This window comes from Cellvibrio sp. QJXJ (genome assembly GCF_024452345.1).
Taxonomy (GTDB): domain Bacteria; phylum Pseudomonadota; class Gammaproteobacteria; order Pseudomonadales; family Cellvibrionaceae; genus Cellvibrio.
In genome coordinates this window covers 534,684-556,362 of sequence record NZ_CP101662.1, presented here as the reverse complement: position 1 = coordinate 556,362, position 21,679 = coordinate 534,684, and the positions used below count along the sequence as shown (strand labels likewise).

Below are 21,679 nucleotides of genomic sequence, written 5' to 3'. Positions count from 1 at the left end.
GAGCAGCCATTCACCGCATTAATTGCTGCGCAGCGAGTTGTACCAATTTACCTCGCGTGAATATTTATCCACCTGATCGGCCACATCCAACACCAGCGCAAACAGCGCCATGCGCACCAACACGCCATTGTCCGCCTGGCGGAAAATGGCCAGGTTGGGGTTTGCATTCAAATCATTATCCAGCTCATTGGCGTCTGCCCGTGAATCTCGCGGCAGCGGGTGCATGATCACCGTATTCGGTTCGCAGTATTGGGTATAGATGGATTGATTCAAACGGAACCGACCGCGATACAAATCGGCCTCTTCTTTACTGGCGAAACGCTCTTCCTGGATACGTGTTGAATAAGCGATATCGATATTGCCGATGCTGGATGCCAAGTCATCCGTAATCGTCACCTTGTGCCCTGCACTGCGCAACTCCTCAACGATATAGTCCGGCATTGCCAACTCTTTGGGTGACACCAAACACACGCTAATGTTTTGAAACAAGCACAGCAACTTACACAGAGAATGCACTGTGCGACCATGTTTTAAATCGCCGATCATCGCAATGCGCAAGCCATCAATACTGCGCCCGTTAGCCCGCAACTCTTTGCGAATGGTGTACAAATCCAGCAGCGCTTGGGTCGGGTGTTCGTTGGCACCATCGCCGCCATTCAGTACCGGTACTCGACTGCCTTCGGCAAATTCTGCGACCGAACCTGCTTGCGGGTGACGCATACAAATCACATCGCTGTAACCGGACAGTACGCGGGCGGTATCAAACAGGGATTCGCCCTTGGTGAGCGATGAGCTTTCAAAACCAGTAGTTTCGCGTACATTGCCGCCCAGCAAATTAAACGCCGAACCAAAACTCACCCGGGTGCGGGTGCTGGGTTCAAAAAACATGTTGCCCAAAATCGCCCCTTCCAATACCCGCGTTACCTTGCGACGCAGGGCGTAGGGCTCCATGGCGTCGGCCACGTCGAAGATGCGCTGGATATCAGCGCGTTCAAATTGTTTGATAGAGAGAATATGCGCGCCGGTAAAATTCACAAGAAGTCCTTAGCGGTGAGACCGCTGACCAAAGAGGCAAAACCAAAGGGGGACAAAAACGGTCGCCATTTTAACGACAGCAAAGCGCGATACCAACGGCTAATGATAAAAAAACCTAGTGCACCGGAATCAGCGAGACCAGGCGCGTATCGGCACGCCGCTCTTTAGTAGGCAGCGATGGCATCATGCGCTCCAATGCCGCCTCGGCCGTAGCGCGATAAGTGGTTAACTTGCCGCCCATTACCGAGAGCACTCTAGGCTGGTGTTCGTTATCCACCGAGAAAATCACATCGCGCGAACGACCAAATGCCGCCTTGTCACTCTTGGGCAGCACTCGCAAGCCAGCAAAGGTATCGACCTGACTATCCTCCACTGGCAATTCCGGGAAATAGTGACGCAAGGTCGCGAGCAAATAAGCCTTTTCTTCATCGCTACAAAACGCGGTTTCCGGGCGCCCTTGGTGCAGCTTTTCGGTGGTGCCGACCATTAACTGCCCCTCCCACGGCAAAACAAACACCGCGCGTTTATCGGCTGGAGCCTCCAGATAGAAATACTGCGCAAGCAGCGGCGGCAATAGCAAATGACTGCCCTGCACTAGCTCGACCTGGGGATGATTTATCGCCGGTTTAATCTTGGCCAATACCTCCGTCGCCCAAGGGCCAGCGCAATTGACCAATACGCGACAGCTGATCGACTGTTGGCCGGATTCGGTTTGGATATCTACCTTGCAACATTGACCATTGCGCTCTGCGCCCACAAAGCGCGCAGGCATGAGCATATCTGCTCCCAACAAAATGGCCGACTGCAATACCGAACGCGTCAGTGCCGCATCATCGGTTTGCGCTTCGTGATAACGGAACACAGCTTTCAACCCCTGCTGCTTTAACCCGCTCAACTGATCCCATTCCGAGCGGGACAATTGACGAAACAAGCTGTTTTTATCAAACCCCGCCAAACCAGCGTAAAGGCTCAGCCCCGCCCGAATTGTCAGCGATGAGCGAGTTGAATTCTCATAAACGGGAATGTGCAAGGGGCGCAGTTTTACCAATTCGGGGGCAAGCCGTAATAGCAGCGCTCGCTCGCGTAAGCTCTCGCGCACCAAACCGAACTGGGCTGTCTCCAGGTAACGCAGCCCGCCGTGAATCAGCTTGGAAGATTTGGAGGATGTACCCGCCGCCGGCGCAGTTTGCTCGACGACCAATACCGAATAACCCGCTGCCGCTGCCGCCTGAGCGACACCGGCGCCCTGAATACCTGCGCCTACAACGACAATGTCGTATTTCATTGAATTTCGTCCGGGAGAAAAATCAGCCAGAGTATAGACAGACTTGTAAGAATGATCGACAGCTGTGCGCTGGAAATGCGATTAATGGTGCTGAATAACACCATCCAGGTCATAAAGCCCAAGCAACTTACTCGCCGCCAGGGGCAGCTGGGCAATGGAAAGCTTCGTACCGGCAGCCTTGGTCAAACTCAATGCCGCCAACAAGAGTGAGGCGATGGAAGAATCCACCTTGGTTACACCGCTGCAATCCAGAGTGCGTATATTGGATTGCACACTGGTGTGAAGGGTGCGCTGCAATTGCTCCCGCAAGTGAGTCACCGTTTTAAAACTCACCTCGCCGCGCACATAAAGCACATGCTCACTCAGTATTAATTCACTCATTTTTAGCCGCTGCCGCTTTGTCGTTTTGTTCAGTCAGGTTTTTTAAAAAAGCATCCAAATTAGTGCGATTGATTTCCTCATCGAACACCCCGCGGGCAGTAACCACCAAACTAATACCCTCCACATTGATGTCCACAATTTTCCACTTATCATCTTGCAGCTCCAACCGCAAAAATAAAATTACCGCCTCACCGCGCTCGTTATTTACCCGCACTTTAAGGGTGGTTTTGGTTTCACTCTGACTGCTGTTTTTATTATCACGACCGAGCATTTCCGGTTTGGTATTGCGGTACAGGTACAAGGTTTTGGTGTAGCTACGAATTAAATAGCGCTGAAATTCGCGCAAGTAAATTTCCCGCTGCTGCGCACTGGCACTACGCCAGTGTTTTGCCAACGCGAGTTGCGCCATACGTTTAATCGCCAGGTTAGGTAATGCAGACTCAGCCACAATACTGCGCAATTGTTCCGGGTCAGTTTGATAAAGCGCCTCATGTTTTTTTAACTGGGTTAATACATTTTCAATCGCAACCTGCATTACCCCAGCCGGATCTGCTTTTTGGTTACCCGCCGTATCGGCACGAACAGCCAATGATAGTGAAAACAAAAACAAGGTACAAAAAATCGCCCTGAATGAACGCGAAAAAAATAATGGTGTTAGCAGGTTATTCATGATTCGTTTCCTCTGCGGAAGTGCTCGTAGCTTTGTTCAAGCCAAATTCACCGATTAATTTTTCCAGCAACAGCGCAGAAGAAGTGAACTCAATAGTGTCACCAGCCTTGAGCATGTCCTCTTCCGCGCCTACATCCAAGCCGACATACTGCTCGCCCAGCAAACCGGAAGTAATAATACTCGCCGAAGAATCCACACTAAATTCATAGCGGTTATCAAGCGCCATACTGACTTTGGCTTGGTAATTGGAGGTATCCAGCTGAATATCAGTAACCCGCCCTACCACTACTCCAGCGCTTTTAACTGGCGAACGCATTTTTAGCCCACCAATATTGGTAAAGTAGGCATGCACCTCATAACTCGGTGCGGCGCGAAAGCTGGATTGGTTTGCAACCTTCAGCGCTAAAAAAACCACTGCCGCCATTCCCAGCGCGACAAAAAAACCAACCCACAAATCAACCAGTGTGCGATTCATTATCAAAACCCTCTGAACATAAAAGCCGTCAGCACAAAATCCAATGCCAACACCACTAACGCTGAAACCACCACTGTACGTGTTGTCGCCCGCGAAACCCCTTCGGCAGTCGCCACCGCAGAATAACCTTCGTATACCGCGATCAAACTTACTGCCACCGCAAAAATCACGCTTTTAATAATGCCGTTAACAACATCCTGACGAAAATCCACCGCGTTTTGCATTTGCGACCAAAAGGTTCCTGCATCCACACCCAGCAATTGCACCGCCACTAAATAGCCGCCAAAAATTCCGAGCGCACAAAAAATGACATTGAGTAATGGCAGCGAAATAACGCCCGCCCAAAAGCGCGGTGCAATTACTCGCGCCAGTGGTTGAATCGCCATCATCTCCAACGCATTTAATTGCTCAGTCGCTTTCATCAAACCGATTTCTGCTGTTACCGCAGAACCCGCGCGACTTGAAAATAGCAATGCCGATAATACCGGCCCCAATTCACGCACCAGTGCTAAGGCTACCACCATGCCCACACCATCACCGGAACCAAAACGCTCCAGCGTGTCGTACATTTGCAAGCCCAGCACCAACCCCACAAATAAACCGGACACCACAATAATTAACAGCGAGAGCACACCAATAAAATAAACTTCGCGCACCACCAACCAGGGGCGGCGCAAACACATGGCAGACATCAATAAAATAGAAATTAAAAACCGACAAATAGCGCCGAGCAATATCAACCGATCTGTCACCTGCCGCCCAATGAACTCAACGCCCTGCAAAATAGATTTCATCGCTCAGCTCCCAGTAAGTGGCTGGCATAATCCGGCGCAGGGTAATGAAATGGCACCGGCCCATCGGCTTTACCGTTGACGAATTGTGCGAGGAAAGGATGATCGGACATTTGAATATCAGCAGGAGTACCTTCGGCGATAACCGTACCGTCGGCGATCATATAAACGTAATCCACTATTTTGAGCGACTCTTTAATATCGTGAGTCACCACAATCGAGGTTGCACCCAGCGCATCATTAAAGCGGCGAATTAACTGCCCGATAACACCAAGTGAAATTGGGTCTAGCCCTGCAAAAGGTTCATCGTAAAGAATTAATTCCGGGTCCAGTGCAATGCAGCGCGCTAAAGCTACGCGCCGCGCCATACCGCCCGACAGTTCGGACGGCATTAAATGATGTGCGCCACGCAAACCCACCGCGTGTAATTTCATTAGCACCAGGTTGCGAATTAAATCCTCAGGCAGATCGGTATGCTCGCGCATTTGAAAGGCAACATTTTCAAACACAGTTTGATCGGTAAATAGCGCACCCATTTGAAACAACATGCCCATTTTGCGGCGCAACAAAAATAACTTTTGCGCATTTAATTCCTCCACCGATTGGTTATCCACCAACACTCGCCCGGAAGTTGGTTTCACCTGCCCGCCAATCAAGCGCAAAATAGTTGTTTTGCCGCAGCCACTCCCGCCCATAATGGCCACCACCTTGCCACGCGGAATGCGTAAACTGATGTTATGCAAGATCTTGCGCGAGCCATAGCCAAACGAGACCTGCTCCAATTCCACCATCGCCGATTGATAATTCATGCCAGTTATTTCATCCCTCTTGCAAAGGTCACACTGCGAAATATCAAATAAACCAAAACACTGTAGGCGCGTCTTTTTAAGATAAAAAGACACTAACCTAAGTGTTACCTTCGTAAGGGAAATTACAAGTGAGGATTCTGATATGGATCAACTGGAAGGGAATTAAAATACGCACTCTGATAAGCAAGCAATCTATTACCTGGATCGGTACATAAGGGCGCCTCTTTCGACACCCAGATGCGCCTTATTTTAACCAGGGCACGGCAAGCGGCGCGCCTACACGTTACCCACGCAACGCAGCCTCAATAGTGGCGATGTCTATTTTTTTCATTGTCATCATCGCATCAAAAGCACGTTTCGCCGCAGCAGGATCAGGATTCACAATGGCCTGCATCAAGGCTACCGGTGTAATCTGCCAGGACAAACCCCACTTATCCTTACACCATCCGCACTCACTCTCCGCGCCACCATTATCGACAATTGCATGCCAATAACGATCAGTTTCTGCCTGATCAACTGTGGAGACTTGAAACGAAAATGCTTCACTGTGCGTGAAAGTATCACCACCATTAAGTCCAAGGCAGGGAATCCCCATGACGGTAAACTCCACCGTCAACACATCACCCTGCTTCCCCGACGGATAATCACCTGGCGCGCGAAATACAGAACCCACCGACGAGTTAGGAAATGTTTCCGCGTAAAATTGCGCCGCCGCCTCAGCATCATCAACATACCAAAGACAAATTCTATTTTTTGCGTGATTACTCATAACTATTCTCCTTTATGAAATTTTAATACCCACCACCGCAACCCCATAGCAACGCTAATTTTTCTAGAGGCAACACTTACTGCCCCCAATTTACCAGATAAGAGAAAAACGCCAAATAAATCAAAAAAACGGTTAACTATTGAGTTGCGCGCCAAACATATTTAATTGAACCACTATGAACTTATAAACACTACTAAATTGCTTCAGAGGCTGCTACTTTGGGGCACAGGTATTATCTGTATGCGTCATCCATCAATCACGATAAGGAGTCGGTTATGAAAGCACCACGGTTTTATTCCGTATTTTACAAACCTCTTGTTTTTATTATTTTCGCTCTATGGGGTTCCAATGCGCTTGCTTATTTAGTGATTAATTATGATAGCAATGACCTCATGTGGCAGAGCGAGGAGTTGCGAATTGGCGATGACGATTACGCCTCTTACGGGGACTTCTTTATAGACCAGACGATCAACTTCAAAATAAAGATTATCATTCCAGATATTGAATCTTCAAACCCAGAAACAGCGCCGTCTGTTTTCAATGATGTTATAAAAAGTATCAGCACATCTAATATTTTCACATCTCCACTAATCACTAAAAGCCGATTTGAGTTAATACCTGAAGGTCCCCTATTCTCTTACTGGAGCCTGACTTTTGACCTTATTGAAAGCGGACCTCTGACAAATGGAACTGCAAGCGGCGGCTCATTCTCCACGGGAGGTTTTATTAGTTGGAACCCGGATGGCTCCGGCGTTGGAAATGGCATCGCTAATTTTATGTATTATTGGGACAATTGGGTTTACAGACGACAACAGATGGAATGGATATTAAACACAGACGTTCACTTTGCAAATTATGAGAGTCAATTGACTATAGAAAAAGTATCCGTAGCGGAACCCATTCCACTTGGGTTATTACTAGCCGGAATGAGCTTTATTTTTTTCGCGCGCCGTCCAATCAAACTTAAAACCTAAGCACGATTGCATTCCTTTGAGTTGTAGGGGCGCCGCTTGCTGCGCCCGTTTACCAGATAAAATAAAAGGCCAATTTCGAATCAATCAGAATCATTCTTAAGCTCAGCAAACTTTGAGGCCATAGTAGGATTGCCCCTCGTCAACTTCTTAACGGTTAAATCATCGGCCTTGTTATTAGCAAGACGGAGATTGTTTTCAGAACCAAGCAATGCTTCCTTAGTTTTCTGTAGGTGATCGATAGTTTTGTCGATTTCATCTATAGCGGTTTTAAACTTCTTGGATGCTAACTCGTAATTCCTAGCAAAACCTGTTTTGAACTCATCGAGTTCATTCTCGAAGTTTGTAATATCGATATTCTGCGCTTTTACTAATGCAAGTTCTGTTTTGAATTTCAGGGAGTTTTGTGCAGCATTTCGGAGTAGCGTAACAATTGGAATGAAGAACTGGGGTCGAACGACATACATCTTCTGAAAACGATGAGAGACATCAACAATACCGGAATTGTATAGTTCACTTTCAGGCTCTAGAAGTGAAACGAGGATTGCGTATTCGCATTTTTTTTCATTCCGGTCTTTATCAAGCTCTTTAAGGAAGTCTTCATTTTTCTTCTTGGTGGCTGTTTCGTCATTCTCGTTTTTCATCTCAAACATAATCGAAACAATCTCAGTACCGGCGTCATCTAAGTCTCGAAAGATAAAATCACCCTTACTACCACCTCGGGCGTCGTTGTCCTTCTCAAAATATGCCTTAGGAAATGCAGTAGCTCTAATACGATTGAACTCAGTTTCACAGTGCTGCTCAAGGGTTTCACCAACCATCTTGGTTGATAAACGAGCTTTCATATCACGTAAACGCTCGATCGCCTCATCACGATCCTTAATTTGTGTTTCATACTTATCCTTGAGAGAGCTTTCTGCAAGCTGCTTCTCAAGCTGCACTCGCTCAAGGTTGTTCTTGAGTTCGTCACGCTGCTTCTCAACTACATTTACCGCCTCAGTAATAGCAAGTTTCTGCGTAACTTCGAGCGTACCGAACTTAGTTTTTAATTCCTGAATCTCAGCATCTTTTGCAGCGGCGATTTTCTGCATTTCATTCGTGAGCCGCGCTTCGGCAAGCTTGATGGCGGACTGCTCTTCAAGTTTCGTTTGCTTGAGTTCATTCGCGAGCTTGTCTCGTTCTCTTTCTAGCTCATTTAATGCTTCTGTCACTGCAAGCTTCTGAGCAACCACTCCGGCATCAAGTTGAGCATTCAACCTTTGGATTTCAGCATCCTTGGCTGCGGCGATTTTCTCCAGCTCGTTAGTGGCCTTGGTGGTCGCAATTTCAACAGCATTCCGCTTATCCTGCTCTGCCAACTCAAGTCTTTCGTGTAACTGCCGCTCAAACTCGCTGTCGTGGACTTGTTTCAGAATATCTGCATAGCCCGCCTCGTCAATTTTGAATGCTTTGTTGCAGTGCGGGCAGATGATTTCATGCATGGTTATTTACCTTCAGCCTTGTTCAATATATTTAAAAGCATTTCTGGCACATCTCCTTGAGCTTGGAGAGTTGCCGTCCGATATGCGAGTTGATTCTTCGTAAGGCTAATACCTGCAACAGTTTCGACTGCTTGGCAAGCTGCAATCCATTCCGTCCAGTTTGCCTGCATAAATGCTTCAAGATGATCTTGAAATATTGCTACCTGATCAAACACATTGGCAGCGGGAAAGTCTTCTTCCTGCAACGCAAAATAGCGCATTAGCTTGCGATTTTCTATTGCATGGTTATTGCGTTCACGATCAATATCTTGTTGATTTTTGTTCTTGGCACGAGCGCGCGCCTCAAATCCGCCATCCGCATCAAAGAGCGTGTAAACCGGAACTCCAATCGATGTCAAAATTGCATGCGCAAGAGGGAGGGATGTCTTAGATCCTACAGGAACAATCGAAAGACCAGCCGTCTCTAGTAAGCCTGATGCAGTTCTATCACCAATACCATAAAACAAAGACATTTCGGTCGCTCCCTCCACCAGGAATGCTCGATTTGCAAAAAGTGCTATGGAGAGTTGGTCGGCTACGTTGTGGTCAAGTCTACGATCGACCACATCAGCCTCCACAATGCCGTGCAACTTGGCCTTCACATCAGCAATAGTTGCGTAATGAACGGAAACCACAGGAGTTTCATCTGATGACCTTGTTAAACGTCTGACTTGATGAAAGTTTCGAGCTTCAATAAAGTAAGGACTATGAGTTGCATAAGTCACTTGAATACGTTTATCAGCATCTTCCGTGAGCGATCGAAGTACTTTTGCAAATGCTTGCGCTTGGATGGGATGCTGAAAAAGTTCAGGCTCTTCGATTGCCAAACAAATTACACCCTCTGCAGATGCAGAACCAGATTGCGCCAAAAGCTGAAGGGCTGATATTAAGATTGTACGTTGAAAACCATGACCTTGTCGTTCTACGGCTGTCTCAGTTGCACCATCAAGCACCGCCACTTCGAATGTAGTTCGAGGAGCTTTAAGCTCTACTTCCGCTGGGGAAACCGTGACCGCGCGACCAGGTGCGTAAGAGCTAATAACATTATTCAGCTGTGAGGTCATATCATCAAGTTGCATTTTGAACTTATCGGTGTAGACCGCTTGTTGCTTCAACCGTGCCTCTTCAACAATCTGTGCGATTTGTTCGTCCGCCGCAGTACGATCGATTGATCGCTCTAGAATTCTGGCAATGATGCTCGATTTTCCATCAATCGACTCTTCGCTCGCACGAAGATCGGCAGTGACTAATACAAAGTCGAACAGACCACTCATCTTGCCGCCGCTGTTAAAACCAAAAAAATTTGTCTGCAAAGCTTCGGGAGCATCAATCAGTACATCTGTGTGTGATGCTTCCCATGCGGTCATCGCCTGTTCAACTGCTGCACCAGTATTAGCCGCTGGGAGTTCCAATTCTGGCCTGTTGCGTCGAAGTTCAGCATATAAATCTTTCTTCGCGGTGGCGCCGCCCGCCGCTTTAATTACATTAAACTCGGGGAAACCCTTAGCATTTGCGGAGAGCACATCGGCCCCCTCAGGAGAGCAGCGCCTCCATGCAGTGAAGGTAGCCACATTTTGCGGTGCGTATTTGCCAAGTGCCTCGCGATCCTTCTCAGTAAGCTCAGCAAATGTGACCTGAACCTCGATATATTCATCGGTCGCACCAAATGAGCAATCTTTATCAGTGAGTGAACTGGACTTGCCATTGAAGAACCAATCTAACGCACGAAGCACCGTTGATTTACCTGCACCGTTAGGTCCAATAAAGGTTGTAACGGAGTCAAATGGAATCGATACATCTTTGAGTGTGCGAAAATTCTTTATGCGAACGGATTTGATTTTCATCTCTAGTTTCTGCTCTGTGAGCTTATTGTCAATTAAATTGCAAAGTGCTGCCACACGCCATCTGCGTGTTAGTGATTGATTATTTCTAACTCAAATCAAAACCTTCCTGCTTTTGCATTTATTTCAATCTGCGATTGAACTACTTTTACGCCATCAGATAATTGACACAGAGTAAAAACTAATTTTCGTTGTGAATACAGAACCACAACTCACCTCACCTTCCCCAACAAAATATCCAACAACAAATAACTCGGTTTACCATCCACAGCCATATCACTATCAACCTGAAAATGCTTTATCGCTTTAACAGTCTGTTTTCCCAAAACACCATCAGGCTCACCCGCTGAATAACCAAGTTGATTTAGCGCTAATTGGGTTTTTCGAACCAAGTCTTTATGAGCAGCAAGATTAGCCTCTCTTACTTGAGAGCTAGCAGGCTGTACTGTTAACGATTGAGGCTTTGCTGAAGTTGTACGCTTTACTTTATCGGACGTGTTAATACTTTGAGGCCTTGGAACTGAGCCACTATTGTGGCAATGGTAGCCGCCGTTTTTTCTGTCGTTATGGCAGCCGAATTTATCTGTTCTGCCGCCGTGGGCAGAAACGAGCGAGGGGATTAAGAGCAGGCAAATAAGTAGTGCTTTATTAATATCCATAATTCCACAGCCGCTAAGTTAGGATTTATCCAAAATTCCATAGTGCAATCCCTGCCCTACTGATACTGCTGTGGTCACTCCTGTGACCGAAGCCACAAAGACTATGTGACTTATAGCGCCCAAAATATTACAGCACATTACACAAGATGAAATGTGCGGATTGGTAACACTAAGGATGTGCCGCGCCCGATTTACCGAATACACACCGAATTTGCCGAATATGGAAAAACCTGGGCACAGCAAGTGGCGCCCCTACGGTTAATTCTGTAGCCACTCATTCATCTTGTTCTGCCAGTTTGCGAAGCGTTGTTGCAATACCGGGTTTTGCTGCGGGGTAAATACATCTTCCTGCAAAGCAGGCTTCCAAGTTTGTGGTAACCCAGCAGCCATGCAGGCGATACCTTGTACGGTTGCATCGGGGTTATCACTGCGGTGAACTGTTGCGTTAGTGAGGTCTGCAATTTTTTGGCAGACGGTATCGGCTTTGCTGAAGCCGCCACTGATAATTATTTTTTGGGTAGCGCCTGACCGATTCATCAATTGCACGTTGATAACAATCTGGAAAATAACGGATTCGATCCACGCAAGAATTTTTTCTGCTGCGGATAAATTGTCGCTAAAGCGCGATTGCAAATCGGTTCGCCAATAAGGCGCACTTAGGCCACCGACGGCGTTAAGGAAATAACAATCACCGGCGGGATTTAATTCAAGTGCGCTGTCAATTTTTTGTGGGGTAATGGTTAACCCGGCGTGCTGCTGGATAAAACTGATCGCCGCCGCTGCACCATTTACGGTTGCCTCCCAGGCGTAATATTTTTTTGCTGCCGGATTTTCTGGCAATTCATTTTCAGGCAACCCATTTTTAGGCAACCATAGGGGACTGACTAATAACCCTTCTGGCGCATGCAAATTTTCACTCAGACGCTGGATAAATGCGCCGGTGCCGATATTGATGTAGCAGGCATCGGGCTCCGGCAAACCACGCGCAAACAATGACGCACCTTGATCGCGGGCGCTCGCGGTGAAGGGAATTGTGTAATCGCCCAATTGCAAATTACCAAAGTGGCTATTGTGGTGTTGGCAATGTGGTAAAACATCGCGTGGGCTTTTAAAAAGTTCCAACAGCGATTGATCCCATTCATTGCGCTGCAAATTCCATAACAGTGTGCGCTGGGCGTGACCGGGATCGACAAGGGATTGTTTATGTATTGCTGAAGAGTTATCCAACAAATGCCAAAAAATATAACTGACGATGGGGCCAATGCTGAGGCAATTATCTTTTTGTGCTTGGGCGACTTTTTCATTGTGTTCCAAACACCAGCGCATTTTTGTGGCGCCGTAATGCGGTGACAAACGCAAACCCGTCAGTTGTTGAGTTTGTTGGTGTGTCAGTGAAATATCGTTTAAGTAGGGTTCGCCGCGAATATCCTGCCAGCTCAACACCGGTGTTAAGGTTTCACCGGTTTGGTTGTTCCAACATAAGAGCGATGAACCCTGCCCCGCAAATCCGGCGCTGATAATATGCTGCACATCGGCACCGAGTTGTTGCTGGATTTTTTGCAAGCAAGTGCGTATGCCCGCAAGAATCTCAGCGCCATCTTGTTCGATAAAGGGATAGGCAGAATTTTCGGGTTGGTAAGTGCGTGTTGCGCAGGGTGCGGAATAAATACAAATCTGTTGGCCGCTGCTGGTATAAATGGCGACGCGTGTGCTTTGACCGCCTTGATCGATGGCGAGGTGCAGGTTGTTGCTAAAAACGGGAGAGGAAACCGGGGGCATAATGCTTGCTCGATAATAGTGGTGTCATCGAGCAAGTGTAGCGAGAATTTACCGTTTATTCGCCGGATTGAGGACCGGGCATAAAACCGCTGTAGGGGAACTGAGCGATTTTATCGCTGCCACCTTTGACTTCGGTGATTTTTGCAGGGCCTTCTTTTTCCACTTCATCGATACGCACGATCGAATGCATGGGAATATAAGAGCGCTTTACGCCCGCAAATTCGGTTTTGAGCTTTTCTTCGGCCGGGTCAATTAACAGGCCGCTGCGTTCACCAAACACAAATTCTTCGATTTCGATAAAGCCGTACATTTCACTTTGGTAAATCGCCGAGCAAAACACCTCGTAGACCTGGGCCTGGTTGAGGAATATCACTTTATAAACGGGTTTAACTGCCATAACTCTCTCTGCTGCAATGCGCTCACTCAGAACGCGACCAAAACACACCATCGCGGTCGGCTTTACCCCATCGCGAGGGGCGCGAAGAATAACACACCTTCCTGGCGATTCACGCCCCAACTGCACAAAAAGTAGCCGATAACGGAGGGCAATCCACTAAAGCGCCCCATTAACCGGTATACTGCGCGCCATTTTTTCCCTTTTCAGTCGATTATTTATGAATTTTGCTTCGCTCGGCCTTGCCCAAGAACTCCTGCACGCGATTAAAGTCATCGGGTTTAAAACCCTTACCCCCATTCAGCAGGAGGCGATTCCCGCCGCCCGCCGCGGTATTGATTTACTCGCTACCGCACAAACCGGCACCGGTAAAACCGCCGCCTACAGCTTGCCCGTACTGCAGCAAATGCTGGAAAAACCCAAACATACCGAAGCCGGTTTTGTGCGCACACTGATTCTGGCGCCCACCCGCGAGCTGGTGGAGCAGATCGCCACCGCGATGCAACAATTTGCGCAGTTCACGCCCTATAAAATCGCCACCGTTTACGGCGGTGTAAAGCTCACCGGCCAAAGCACCAAACTGCGCGCGGGTGTGGATATTCTGGTCGCCACACCGGGCCGGCTGAAAGAACATGTGGAGCTGGGCAATATCAATTTGGCTAAAACCGAATTTGTGGTGCTGGACGAAGCTGACCGCATGATGGATATGGGTTTTGTGAACGATATGCACACGATTCTCACCAGCATTGTGCGCAAACATCAAACGATGTTTTTCTCCGCCACTAGCTCGCCCTTGGTAACTAACCTCGCCAAACAGGCAATGAATCGCCCTACTCTGATTTCCATTTCCAAGCGTAACTCGGTGGCAGAAACCGTCGATCACGTGCTGTATCCGGTGGATAGCGACCGCAAATACGAGCTGTTTATCCATTTGTTGCGCGAGCAAAACTGGCATCAGGTGATGGTATTCAGCAGCACCCGCGACGAGGCAGAGAACCTTTACAAGGCATTAAAAGAAGACAAAGTAGACGCTGCGGTGATTCACAGCGAAAAAACCCAAGGCTCACGGCGCCGTGCCCTGCAGGAATTTAAGGAAGATAAGCTGCAAGTATTAGTAGCCACCGAAGTCGCCGCGCGCGGGTTGGACATTCAAGGGCTGGACTTTGTAGTCAACCTAGATTTGCCCTTCTTCACCGAAGACTATGTGCACCGCGTAGGCCGCACCGGTCGCGCGGGTAAAAAAGGTGTGGCGATTTCGTTGGTCACTCCGGCGGAAGAACACAAGATTTCGCTGATCGAAGAAGTGATTGGTACCAAAATCAAACGCGAAAAAATCAAAGGTTTTGATGTAACCGAGCAAGTGGTTAAAACCGTCACCAAACCCAAAAGCGGATTGTTGAAACTGGCAACCAAGCCAAGCGGCCTTAAACTGGGAGCAAAATCGCGCGCGGGTGATCCGAAAAAATCGGCCTTTGCCAAACCGGGCAAATCCGGTGCCAGCGGCCATACCGCTGCCAAAAAACCGGTGCGCAAAGGCAGTAAAGATGCGCGTCCGGCGAGCAAGTTAGGCTCATCTACCCGCCCTAAAAAGAAGTAACACAAATGAATACCCGCGTTCGCGGGTATGACAAAAGGTGCAGTTGTTTAAAGCTGAGTCCAATAAAAAGCCGCCCTCGATCACTCGGGGGCGGCTTTTGTTTTTCGGGCGATTAGTTGGGAACTAGTCGTTCAAGTCTTCGTCGTCATCCAGCTCATCAAACTCATCACGCGCTTTGCGAACACCGTGAGCAGCAATAATCTCCACATAAAAACTGTCGCCACCGGCGCTGGCAACTTCATCCATCTTTTTAGTGATTTCGCCTAACCGCACCACTTCTGCCTGCTCGGCAGTCACACCGAATTTGCAATCAAACGCCCAGAAATCCACACCCGCTGGCAGGGTTTTGCGGCGCTCACGTTTCACGTATTTGCGCACTTCGTGTTTGATGGCCTCCAATAAACGATCGGGATGCTTGCCTTCGACCTGGAGTTTGAACGTCTTTTTCATGGCTTACCTGTAGATAAAGAAGAGAATGTATATAAAGAAGAATGTGCGCGGCAGTAAAGTGGCGCGCATGGTAACACGGGCGCCATTGCCAAGGGGCATTTGTGTAGGCTTTAGCGCCCAAGATGGCTATAATGCGCGCCTCCTTTTTCTGCGTGTTTTTTAATCAACACTTTTGCGCCAACCATTCTTTTTTAACCAGGTAGTAGTTAGATGTCGACCACCGAAATGCCGATCAAAAAGCTCTATATCAAAACCCATGGCTGCCAGATGAATGAGTATGATTCTTCGCGCATGAAGGATTTGTTGGGTGAATCGCACAATATGGTACCGACCGAAGACCCGGAAGATGCCGACGTAATCCTGATTAATACCTGCTCAATCCGCGAAAAAGCCCAGGAACGCCTGTTCCACGAATTGGGCCGCTGGAAAAAACTGAAGAAGAAAAACCCCGATCTGGTGATTGGTGTGGGCGGCTGTGTGGCTAGCCAGGAAGGTGAAGCCATTGCCAAACGCGCGCCCTATGTGGACCTGATTTTTGGCCCGCAAACCCTGCATCGCCTGCCGGAAATGATGGAAACCAAACGCGAAAATGGCGTAGTGGTGGTGGATGTCAGCTTTCCGGAAATCGAAAAATTTGACCGCCTTCCCCAACCGGATGCCGATGGCGTGAGCGCGTTTGTATCGATTATGGAAGGCTGCTCCAAGTATTGTACTTTCTGCGTGGTGCCCTATACCCGTGGCGAAGAAGTGAGCCGCCCAGTGGCCGATGTGATGGCAGAGATTCTCCATTTGGCCAAACAAGGTGTGCGTGAAGTGAACTTGCTCGGCCAAAACGTGAATGCTTATCGCGGCGCGACCGCCGATGGCACTTTTATCGATTTGGCGGAATTGATCACCTATGTAGCGGCGATTGATGGCATTGACCGCATTCGTTTCACCACCTCGCACCCGGTTGAATTTACCGATGCGCTGATTGAGGTGTACAACCAGGTGCCCGAGTTGGTCAGCCATTTGCATTTGCCAGTGCAAAGCGGTTCAGATCGTATTTTGATGGCAATGAAACGCGGCCATACCGCACTGGAATACAAATCCAAATTGCGCCGCATTAAAAAGAATCGCCCGAACATCAGCTTCTCTTCCGATTTTATTATTGGCTTCCCCGGCGAAACCGAGGCCGATTTTGAAGCGACCATGAAGCTGATCCACGATATGGATTTTGATACTTCCTACAGCTTCATCTACAGCCCACGCCCCGGCACACCCGCGGCAGATTTGCCCGATGACACACCGGAAGAAGTGAAAAAACAGCGTTTGGCAATTTTGCAGGATCGGTTGATTCAACAAGCAATGGCAATCAGCCGTCGCATGGTGGGCAATACCGAGCGCATCTTAATTACCGGTTATTCACGCAAAGATCCAGGCCAATTGTGCGGCCGCACCGAGAACAACCGCGTCGTTAATTTCCGCAGCGACAATGCCGACTTGATTGGAAAATTTGCTGACATATTGATTGAAGAAGCCTTGACCAACTCCCTGCGCGGCACCCTGCTCAGCTCGGAATTGGATGCAGACTGGGTCAAATAATTACTATTGTTTTAAACCCATCAAGAAAAACCCCGTGCTGGTACTGCCAGCACGGGGTTTTGTTTGCCAAGACTGCCAGTTTGCACTAGCAGTTCTTGTCGGATGCCTCTTCACAAGCATCCTCAACACCATCCTTGATTTCATCTGCCGCGTCATCCAATTTATCGCGGGTTTCATCAAGCGCTTTATCAACATCCTCACCCAATTTTTCTGCAGGGCCATCGCTGGAATCACAGGCCGCCAAGGGCAAAGCTAATAAAGCGATGATAAATACACGTTGAAGTAAATTCATAAAAACTCCCTATACGTTGTTTTAATGACATGAAATTCTTTGCGTATTGCGTGCCAACTCCCCCAAACCCGCTACAGACGGGAGTTTCAAGCAAATAAAAGAACAGGATAGTTAATAATGCAGATTATTTTTTGCAATTTTTACAACAAGTAAGCGATGAGTACAAAAATAGGGATACAAAAAGCATTCAATCCAATATTGCTTCAAGTTGTGCGAGCGATACGGGTTTTAATAAGCTCGCAGCAATGCCTGCATCTGCCGCACGCCGCGGATCTAATGTTTCACCACTAGCAACTATGAGGCGCACCTCTGGGTTGCGCTCGCGGATTTTCGCTGCGCATAAATAGCCACTCATATCCGGTAAATTCAAATCGATTAGTGCAGTATGCAGCTTGTGTTTATCCAACTCTTCCAATGCGGCGGCGGCGCATTGCGCGCAAAATACCTGCCAGCCTAACAAAGTCAACAGGCCGGTCATCGCCGCCAAAGTATCTGCATCATCTTCCACAACTAAAATAGATTTAGCAGGAGATGAGGTGGTTAATGCCGAAGTGGAAGGGGTTAAAAATCTTGCCAAACAATTATAAAGCCGGGCCTGATCAAGCGGCTTACCCAGATAAGCGGTAAACCCCGACTCAAAACAATGATCCATATCGCCTTTCATGTGCGCGGCAGTCAAAGCAACCAGTGGCAGAGTGAATCCTTCACTGCGCAATTGCTGCGCAGCTTGATGACCATCCATAACGGGCATATGAATATCCATCAATACCAAATCAAAATGTTTACCCAATAATTTATCAGCGTTGATAATGCGCACGGCGTTGGCACCATCAGTGGCATAAACAACTTCTGCACCGGTTAACTGTACAAAATGGCCGATTAACGTGCGAATATCGCGCAGGTCATCAGCAACCAAAACCCGCCCGGTAAAACGGGGAATTTCCACATTGTGTTCCGTCGCCGCTGCAATGTTTAACGATAAAATGGCAGTTTCCGTGCAGTCAGATTCGTCTATAGCGAGGGTAAAACTAAACTCGCTACCCTCTCCTACCACACTGCTTACCTGAATATTTCCGCCCAGGCGCTCAACTAATTGCTTGCTGATAGTGAGCCCTAAACCTGTGCCCGCTCGTGGATGCACCTGCGCATTTTTGGATTGCACAAAAGGCTCAAAGATTACCTTGAGAGTTTCTTCGCAAATGCCGATACCGGAATCTTTCACAGAAAAACGGATTTTGTCTTTCCGGGTTTGATCAACCCAATCGATAGTGAGCACCACCTCGCCTTGATGCGTAAATTTTATGGCATTGCCCATCAGGTTTAATAAAATCTGTCGCAAGCGCATAGGGTCGGTATTAATGGTAAGCGGCAATGGTTGCGGAGCTTCTATGCGCAGCTGCAAATTTTTATCGGCGGCGGCACCCTGCATTAAAAAATAAATATCAGTCAAAAAAGCCGCGAACGAAACCGGCTGCTTTTCCAATTCCAATTTTCCCGCTTCAATTTTGGAGAGATCCAGAATATCGTTGAGTAAGCCGAGCAAATGTTTGCCATTGCGATGCACAATGCGTAAATGCCCTGCATTCTCGGAATCAGTCGTTTTATTGAGCAGCAGCTCGGTAAAACCTAAAATAGCCGATAAAGGGGTGCGCAACTCATGACTAAGGTGCGCAAGGAATTCACTTTTGGAGCGATTCTCTGATTCCGCTTTCAAGCGTTCTACTCGCTCGCGCTCCACATCCCGTCGTGCCAGCGCATAGCGAATGGCGCGCGCAAGTTGCTCTGCACTGAGCGTGGATTTCACTAAATAATCCACCGCACCAGCTTGCAAAGCTTGCCGATCCACTTCAACTTGATGCATACCCGTTAAAAGAATAACTGGGCCGGAAAAACCAACTTCATGCGCAAACTTTAATAACTCGATGCCATCGCGTGCGCCGAGTTTATAATCCATCAAACACAAATCGTGTTTGTCTTCCTGCAGCAATCGCTGCCCCATCTCATAAGTTGGGGCCCAATCCAATATGCAGCTTTGGCTAATATCGGTTAATAAATCTTTGACGAGAATAAAATCATCTTCGTCATCGTCAATAATTAATAACCTTATATTCTGCATCCCATCCTCACTGCTTCGCCAATCATGGCAACTCTACAAATTCAACCCAATATTTTCCCAAAGTGCGCATCAGATCTACCAAGGCATCAAATGTTACTGGCTTGGTGATATAAGAGGCAGCGCCTAGGTCATATCCCTTCACCATATCTTCCTCTGCTTTGGATGTTGTTAAAATAACAACAGGAATACGGCGCAAACGAGGATCGGCTTTAATGTGTGCGAGTGCTTCACGCCCGTCCATTTTGGGCATATTTAAATCCAGAAGAATCAACCCGGGCATGGGGTAAGCCTGACGATCGGAAAACTCACCATCACCGCGCAGATAACGTAAAAGCTGCACACCATCCTCAACAAAATACAATTCATTGAGCACGCGGCTTTCGTGCATGGCTTCTTGCGCCAATAAACGATCATCAGCATCGTCATCGGCCATTAAAATAATTAATGTTTTTTTGGGAATACTCATAGTCATATCCTTAATCGCAGGAATAGCATAACGTGTTGCTATGAAGCATCAGCGAGCAAATCCCTCAAGGGTTCTATAGATGTTTGAGTCATAGGCAATAACAGTGTAAACACCGCACCTTCACCGGGTTCACTTTGTGCGGTAATAGTGCCACCATGACGCTCAATAATTTTTCGGCACAATGCCAAACCGATACCAGTACCAGAATATTCCTCGCGTCCATGCAGACGCTGAAACAAACTAAACACTCGCTCGGCATACTGCGCCTCAAAGCCGATACCCTGATCAGCAAAACGTAAACAGCACCAGGCTCGATTGTCACCCTCCAGCGGCGATACAAGATTAGTTTCACTGGTTACCGTTACTATTGGGCGATGACCCGGCGCATGAAATTTCAAACTATTGCCGAGCAAATTCATAAATACCTGTGCCATCTGGGAACCGTCTGCATCAATGGTCGGCAATGGATCTATATGAACCTGAGCACCACTGTCCTCAATTGCATAATCCAGGTCATCCATCACACTGTGCATAACGGTATTTAAATCCACTGCAACAAATGGCCGCTGTTTAGTGGTTACCCGTGAGAAGCTAAGCAAATCATCAATTAACGCCGACATACGCCCGGAAGCCGCTTGCATACGCAATACGTAATCCGAACCCGTCTCACCTAACTCGGCAGAAAACTTTTGCTGCAAACGGTCACCAAAGGCGCGAATTTTTCGCAATGGCTCTTGCAAATCATGTGATGCAACAAACGCAAATTCTTCCAGCTCACGATTGCTACGCTGCAACTCTTCAGAATATTGCAATAGAGCCTGGGTGCGCACACCAACCTTTTCCTCCAACTCGGCATTGGCTGCCGCGAGCGCAGAATTCAGCTCAGCCACATAAGTCGCATTGCGATACCAGAAATAAAAAACACCTAGCGACAAAAGCAAACCAATTGCATTGGCAAGTAATAACGCCATGATAATAAACTGACGATTTTCAGCGGCAAGTGCTTTATTTTTTTCCAACACCAAACGCTCTTCACTTTCCATTTCTATTAACAGCTGGGAAATAGCACGCATAAGCTCAATCCCTTCATCTGTTTTTACTTGTCGTATTGCGGCGCGAATTTCCTCGCGATTGGTCAAGGTAACAATACGGTGCATATCATCAATTTTATGCCGAACATAATAACGCAGGGATTCAAAGCGTTTTTTCTGCATTGGTAATTGCGCGGTTGAAGCACCGAGCTGATCGAGTAAATCATCCACCACCGCCAACGTTTGGCGGTAAGGGTGCAAGTATTCAGGGTCTTCCGTAAGCAGATACCCTCTCTGACTGGATTCGGCCGCCATGAGTTCGCGATTTAAATCCTTGATGAGATTAATCGTCTGCAAGGTGTTATTAATGCCAATATTGTTTTGCGTAATGACATCGATGGAACGGTAAGCAAGAACGGCACTGACCGTAAAAAAAGTAATGGCCGCAGCAAGCGCCATTACCCAAACCGAGCTGGGGAGTTTGTTGATAACAAATTGATTAAATGATCGGCCATCCACAAGTGGGCTCTCGCTCATTCTTGCGTCTCGCTATGGCTTTCGTCGCGGACGAAGCGGGTATCTTTTAGGGTTTCCAGTAGTTGGCTGCACTGACGGCATTCCAGCAGAATGGTTTCAAATATACTGATTGCTTTACGTATATCGCCCGTGCGCTCCAGAGTTAGCTTTCCCAATTCAGCATTGACCGAAATGGTATTTAGTGGATTCCGTAAATCATGCACAAAACGATTTTTTTCACCATCCAT

22 protein-coding genes are annotated in these 21,679 nt (G+C 47.7%); 3 read left to right on the top strand and 19 right to left on the bottom strand.

What is annotated here, in order from left to right; all coding sequences use genetic code 11:
* Positions 1-18: 18 nt before the first annotated feature.
* The 8 genes from NNX04_RS02510 to NNX04_RS02475 form a co-directional block, all read right to left on the bottom strand.
* A complete protein-coding gene (locus NNX04_RS02510) occupies positions 19-1,035 on the bottom strand; it encodes an aspartate carbamoyltransferase (protein WP_151058001.1) in 1,017 nt (338 codons plus the stop codon).
* 115 nt (positions 1,036-1,150) lie between these two features.
* On the bottom strand, positions 1,151-2,320 hold the full coding sequence (locus tag NNX04_RS02505) for a glycerol-3-phosphate dehydrogenase/oxidase (protein ID WP_151058003.1): 1,170 nt from the start codon (positions 2,318-2,320) through the stop codon (positions 1,151-1,153).
* An 81-nt stretch (positions 2,321-2,401) separates the two neighbouring features.
* On the bottom strand, positions 2,402-2,701 hold the full coding sequence (locus NNX04_RS02500; protein ID WP_261947387.1) for an STAS domain-containing protein: 300 nt from the start codon (positions 2,699-2,701) through the stop codon (positions 2,402-2,404).
* A complete protein-coding gene (locus NNX04_RS02495) occupies positions 2,694-3,371 on the bottom strand; it encodes an MlaC/ttg2D family ABC transporter substrate-binding protein (RefSeq protein ID WP_261947386.1) in 678 nt (225 codons plus the stop codon). The genes NNX04_RS02500 and NNX04_RS02495 overlap by 8 nt, the downstream gene beginning before the upstream one ends.
* Positions 3,364-3,846 carry an outer membrane lipid asymmetry maintenance protein MlaD gene (gene mlaD / locus NNX04_RS02490; RefSeq protein ID WP_007641644.1) on the bottom strand — a complete coding sequence of 161 codons (483 nt, stop codon included), beginning with the start codon at positions 3,844-3,846 and terminating at the stop codon, positions 3,364-3,366. Before mlaD ends, NNX04_RS02495 begins: the two co-directional genes overlap by 8 nt.
* A gap of 2 nt (positions 3,847-3,848) precedes the next feature.
* Positions 3,849-4,640, bottom strand: a complete 792-nt coding sequence (gene mlaE / locus NNX04_RS02485; protein ID WP_261947385.1) for a lipid asymmetry maintenance ABC transporter permease subunit MlaE — start codon at positions 4,638-4,640, stop codon at positions 3,849-3,851.
* The gene (locus NNX04_RS02480; protein ID WP_261947384.1) at positions 4,637-5,446 is read right to left on the bottom strand and encodes an ABC transporter ATP-binding protein; all 810 of its coding nucleotides are present in this window, start codon (positions 5,444-5,446) and stop codon (positions 4,637-4,639) included. The genes mlaE and NNX04_RS02480 overlap by 4 nt, the downstream gene beginning before the upstream one ends.
* Positions 5,447-5,729: 283 nt before the next feature.
* On the bottom strand, positions 5,730-6,215 hold the full coding sequence (locus NNX04_RS02475; protein WP_261947383.1) for a VOC family protein: 486 nt from the start codon (positions 6,213-6,215) through the stop codon (positions 5,730-5,732).
* 275 nt (positions 6,216-6,490) lie between these two features.
* Between NNX04_RS02475 and NNX04_RS02470 the strand changes: the two genes are divergently transcribed.
* The gene (locus NNX04_RS02470; protein ID WP_261947382.1) at positions 6,491-7,189 is read left to right on the top strand and encodes a hypothetical protein; all 699 of its coding nucleotides are present in this window, start codon (positions 6,491-6,493) and stop codon (positions 7,187-7,189) included.
* Between the two features lie 80 nt (positions 7,190-7,269).
* Here the strand turns inward: NNX04_RS02470 and NNX04_RS02465 are convergent, their stop codons facing one another.
* The 5 genes from NNX04_RS02465 to NNX04_RS02445 form a co-directional block, all read right to left on the bottom strand.
* Positions 7,270-8,667, bottom strand: coding sequence for a DUF2130 domain-containing protein (locus tag NNX04_RS02465; protein ID WP_261947381.1), 1,398 nt, complete (start codon positions 8,665-8,667; stop codon positions 7,270-7,272).
* 2 nt (positions 8,668-8,669) lie between these two features.
* Positions 8,670-10,550 carry an ATP-dependent nuclease gene (locus tag NNX04_RS02460; protein WP_261947380.1) on the bottom strand — a complete coding sequence of 627 codons (1,881 nt, stop codon included), beginning with the start codon at positions 10,548-10,550 and terminating at the stop codon, positions 8,670-8,672.
* Between the two features lie 209 nt (positions 10,551-10,759).
* Positions 10,760-11,206: a peptidoglycan-binding protein gene (locus NNX04_RS02455; RefSeq protein WP_261947379.1), complete on the bottom strand. Its 447-nt coding sequence runs from the start codon at positions 11,204-11,206 to the stop codon at positions 10,760-10,762.
* A 258-nt stretch (positions 11,207-11,464) separates the two neighbouring features.
* A complete protein-coding gene (locus NNX04_RS02450) occupies positions 11,465-12,985 on the bottom strand; it encodes an FGGY family carbohydrate kinase (protein ID WP_261947378.1) in 1,521 nt (506 codons plus the stop codon).
* Positions 12,986-13,040: 55 nt separating this feature from the next.
* Positions 13,041-13,382, bottom strand: coding sequence for a DUF1820 family protein (locus NNX04_RS02445; RefSeq protein ID WP_040392063.1), 342 nt, complete (start codon positions 13,380-13,382; stop codon positions 13,041-13,043).
* Positions 13,383-13,599: 217 nt separating this feature from the next.
* On the opposite strand from NNX04_RS02445, the gene NNX04_RS02440 reads away from it, so the two are divergent.
* Entirely contained in the window at positions 13,600-14,976 is a 1,377-nt protein-coding gene (locus tag NNX04_RS02440) for a DEAD/DEAH box helicase (RefSeq protein ID WP_151058022.1), read from the top strand.
* A gap of 123 nt (positions 14,977-15,099) precedes the next feature.
* Here NNX04_RS02440 and NNX04_RS02435 read toward each other — a convergent pair whose 3' ends face one another.
* On the bottom strand, positions 15,100-15,426 hold the full coding sequence (locus NNX04_RS02435; protein ID WP_007641687.1) for a DUF6172 family protein: 327 nt from the start codon (positions 15,424-15,426) through the stop codon (positions 15,100-15,102).
* Between the two features lie 210 nt (positions 15,427-15,636).
* Between NNX04_RS02435 and miaB the strand changes: the two genes are divergently transcribed.
* Positions 15,637-17,010: a tRNA (N6-isopentenyl adenosine(37)-C2)-methylthiotransferase MiaB gene (gene miaB, locus NNX04_RS02430; protein ID WP_007641688.1), complete on the top strand. Its 1,374-nt coding sequence runs from the start codon at positions 15,637-15,639 to the stop codon at positions 17,008-17,010.
* Positions 17,011-17,095: 85 nt separating this feature from the next.
* Here the strand turns inward: miaB and NNX04_RS02425 are convergent, their stop codons facing one another.
* From NNX04_RS02425 to NNX04_RS02405, 5 genes are all read right to left on the bottom strand, one after another.
* Positions 17,096-17,302 carry a hypothetical protein gene (locus tag NNX04_RS02425; protein WP_007641689.1) on the bottom strand — a complete coding sequence of 69 codons (207 nt, stop codon included), beginning with the start codon at positions 17,300-17,302 and terminating at the stop codon, positions 17,096-17,098.
* A gap of 187 nt (positions 17,303-17,489) precedes the next feature.
* On the bottom strand, positions 17,490-19,418 hold the full coding sequence (locus tag NNX04_RS02420; RefSeq protein ID WP_261947377.1) for a response regulator: 1,929 nt from the start codon (positions 19,416-19,418) through the stop codon (positions 17,490-17,492).
* 22 nt (positions 19,419-19,440) lie between these two features.
* Positions 19,441-19,884 (bottom strand): response regulator, encoded by a 444-nt coding sequence (locus tag NNX04_RS02415; RefSeq protein ID WP_007641700.1) that lies wholly within the window; start codon positions 19,882-19,884, stop codon positions 19,441-19,443.
* A 38-nt stretch (positions 19,885-19,922) separates the two neighbouring features.
* Positions 19,923-21,452, bottom strand: a complete 1,530-nt coding sequence (locus tag NNX04_RS02410; RefSeq protein ID WP_157152516.1) for a sensor histidine kinase — start codon at positions 21,450-21,452, stop codon at positions 19,923-19,925.
* On the bottom strand, positions 21,449-21,679 hold the full coding sequence (locus NNX04_RS02405) for a histidine kinase dimerization/phospho-acceptor domain-containing protein (RefSeq protein WP_151058030.1): 231 nt from the start codon (positions 21,677-21,679) through the stop codon (positions 21,449-21,451). The genes NNX04_RS02410 and NNX04_RS02405 overlap by 4 nt, the downstream gene beginning before the upstream one ends.

Bases quoted from the DNA above. Each gene is read 5' to 3' on its own strand.
- NNX04_RS02480 (WP_261947384.1), bottom strand. From the start codon at position 5,446: ATGAATTATCAATCGGCGATGGTGGAATTGGAGCAGGTCTCGTTTGGC.
- mlaD (WP_007641644.1), bottom strand. From the start codon at position 3,846: ATGAATCGCACACTGGTTGATTTGTGGGTTGGTTTTTTTGTCGCGCTG.
- NNX04_RS02415 (WP_007641700.1), bottom strand. From the start codon at position 19,884: ATGAGTATTCCCAAAAAAACATTAATTATTTTAATGGCCGATGACGAT.
- NNX04_RS02455 (WP_261947379.1), bottom strand. From the start codon at position 11,206: ATGGATATTAATAAAGCACTACTTATTTGCCTGCTCTTAATCCCCTCG.
- NNX04_RS02470 (WP_261947382.1), top strand. From the start codon at position 6,491: ATGAAAGCACCACGGTTTTATTCCGTATTTTACAAACCTCTTGTTTTT.
- NNX04_RS02440 (WP_151058022.1), top strand. From the start codon at position 13,600: ATGAATTTTGCTTCGCTCGGCCTTGCCCAAGAACTCCTGCACGCGATT.
- NNX04_RS02500 (WP_261947387.1), bottom strand. From the start codon at position 2,701: ATGAGTGAATTAATACTGAGTGAGCATGTGCTTTATGTGCGCGGCGAG.
- NNX04_RS02495 (WP_261947386.1), bottom strand. From the start codon at position 3,371: ATGAATAACCTGCTAACACCATTATTTTTTTCGCGTTCATTCAGGGCG.
- NNX04_RS02465 (WP_261947381.1), bottom strand. From the start codon at position 8,667: ATGCATGAAATCATCTGCCCGCACTGCAACAAAGCATTCAAAATTGAC.
- mlaE (WP_261947385.1), bottom strand. From the start codon at position 4,640: ATGAAATCTATTTTGCAGGGCGTTGAGTTCATTGGGCGGCAGGTGACA.
- miaB (WP_007641688.1), top strand. From the start codon at position 15,637: ATGTCGACCACCGAAATGCCGATCAAAAAGCTCTATATCAAAACCCAT.
- NNX04_RS02435 (WP_007641687.1), bottom strand. From the start codon at position 15,426: ATGAAAAAGACGTTCAAACTCCAGGTCGAAGGCAAGCATCCCGATCGT.
- NNX04_RS02460 (WP_261947380.1), bottom strand. From the start codon at position 10,550: ATGAAAATCAAATCCGTTCGCATAAAGAATTTTCGCACACTCAAAGAT.
- NNX04_RS02405 (WP_151058030.1), bottom strand. From the start codon at position 21,679: ATGGATGGTGAAAAAAATCGTTTTGTGCATGATTTACGGAATCCACTA.
- NNX04_RS02425 (WP_007641689.1), bottom strand. From the start codon at position 17,302: ATGAATTTACTTCAACGTGTATTTATCATCGCTTTATTAGCTTTGCCC.
- NNX04_RS02445 (WP_040392063.1), bottom strand. From the start codon at position 13,382: ATGGCAGTTAAACCCGTTTATAAAGTGATATTCCTCAACCAGGCCCAG.
- NNX04_RS02410 (WP_157152516.1), bottom strand. From the start codon at position 21,452: ATGAGCGAGAGCCCACTTGTGGATGGCCGATCATTTAATCAATTTGTT.
- NNX04_RS02420 (WP_261947377.1), bottom strand. From the start codon at position 19,418: ATGCAGAATATAAGGTTATTAATTATTGACGATGACGAAGATGATTTT.
- NNX04_RS02450 (WP_261947378.1), bottom strand. From the start codon at position 12,985: ATGCCCCCGGTTTCCTCTCCCGTTTTTAGCAACAACCTGCACCTCGCC.
- NNX04_RS02505 (WP_151058003.1), bottom strand. From the start codon at position 2,320: ATGAAATACGACATTGTCGTTGTAGGCGCAGGTATTCAGGGCGCCGGT.
- NNX04_RS02475 (WP_261947383.1), bottom strand. From the start codon at position 6,215: ATGAGTAATCACGCAAAAAATAGAATTTGTCTTTGGTATGTTGATGAT.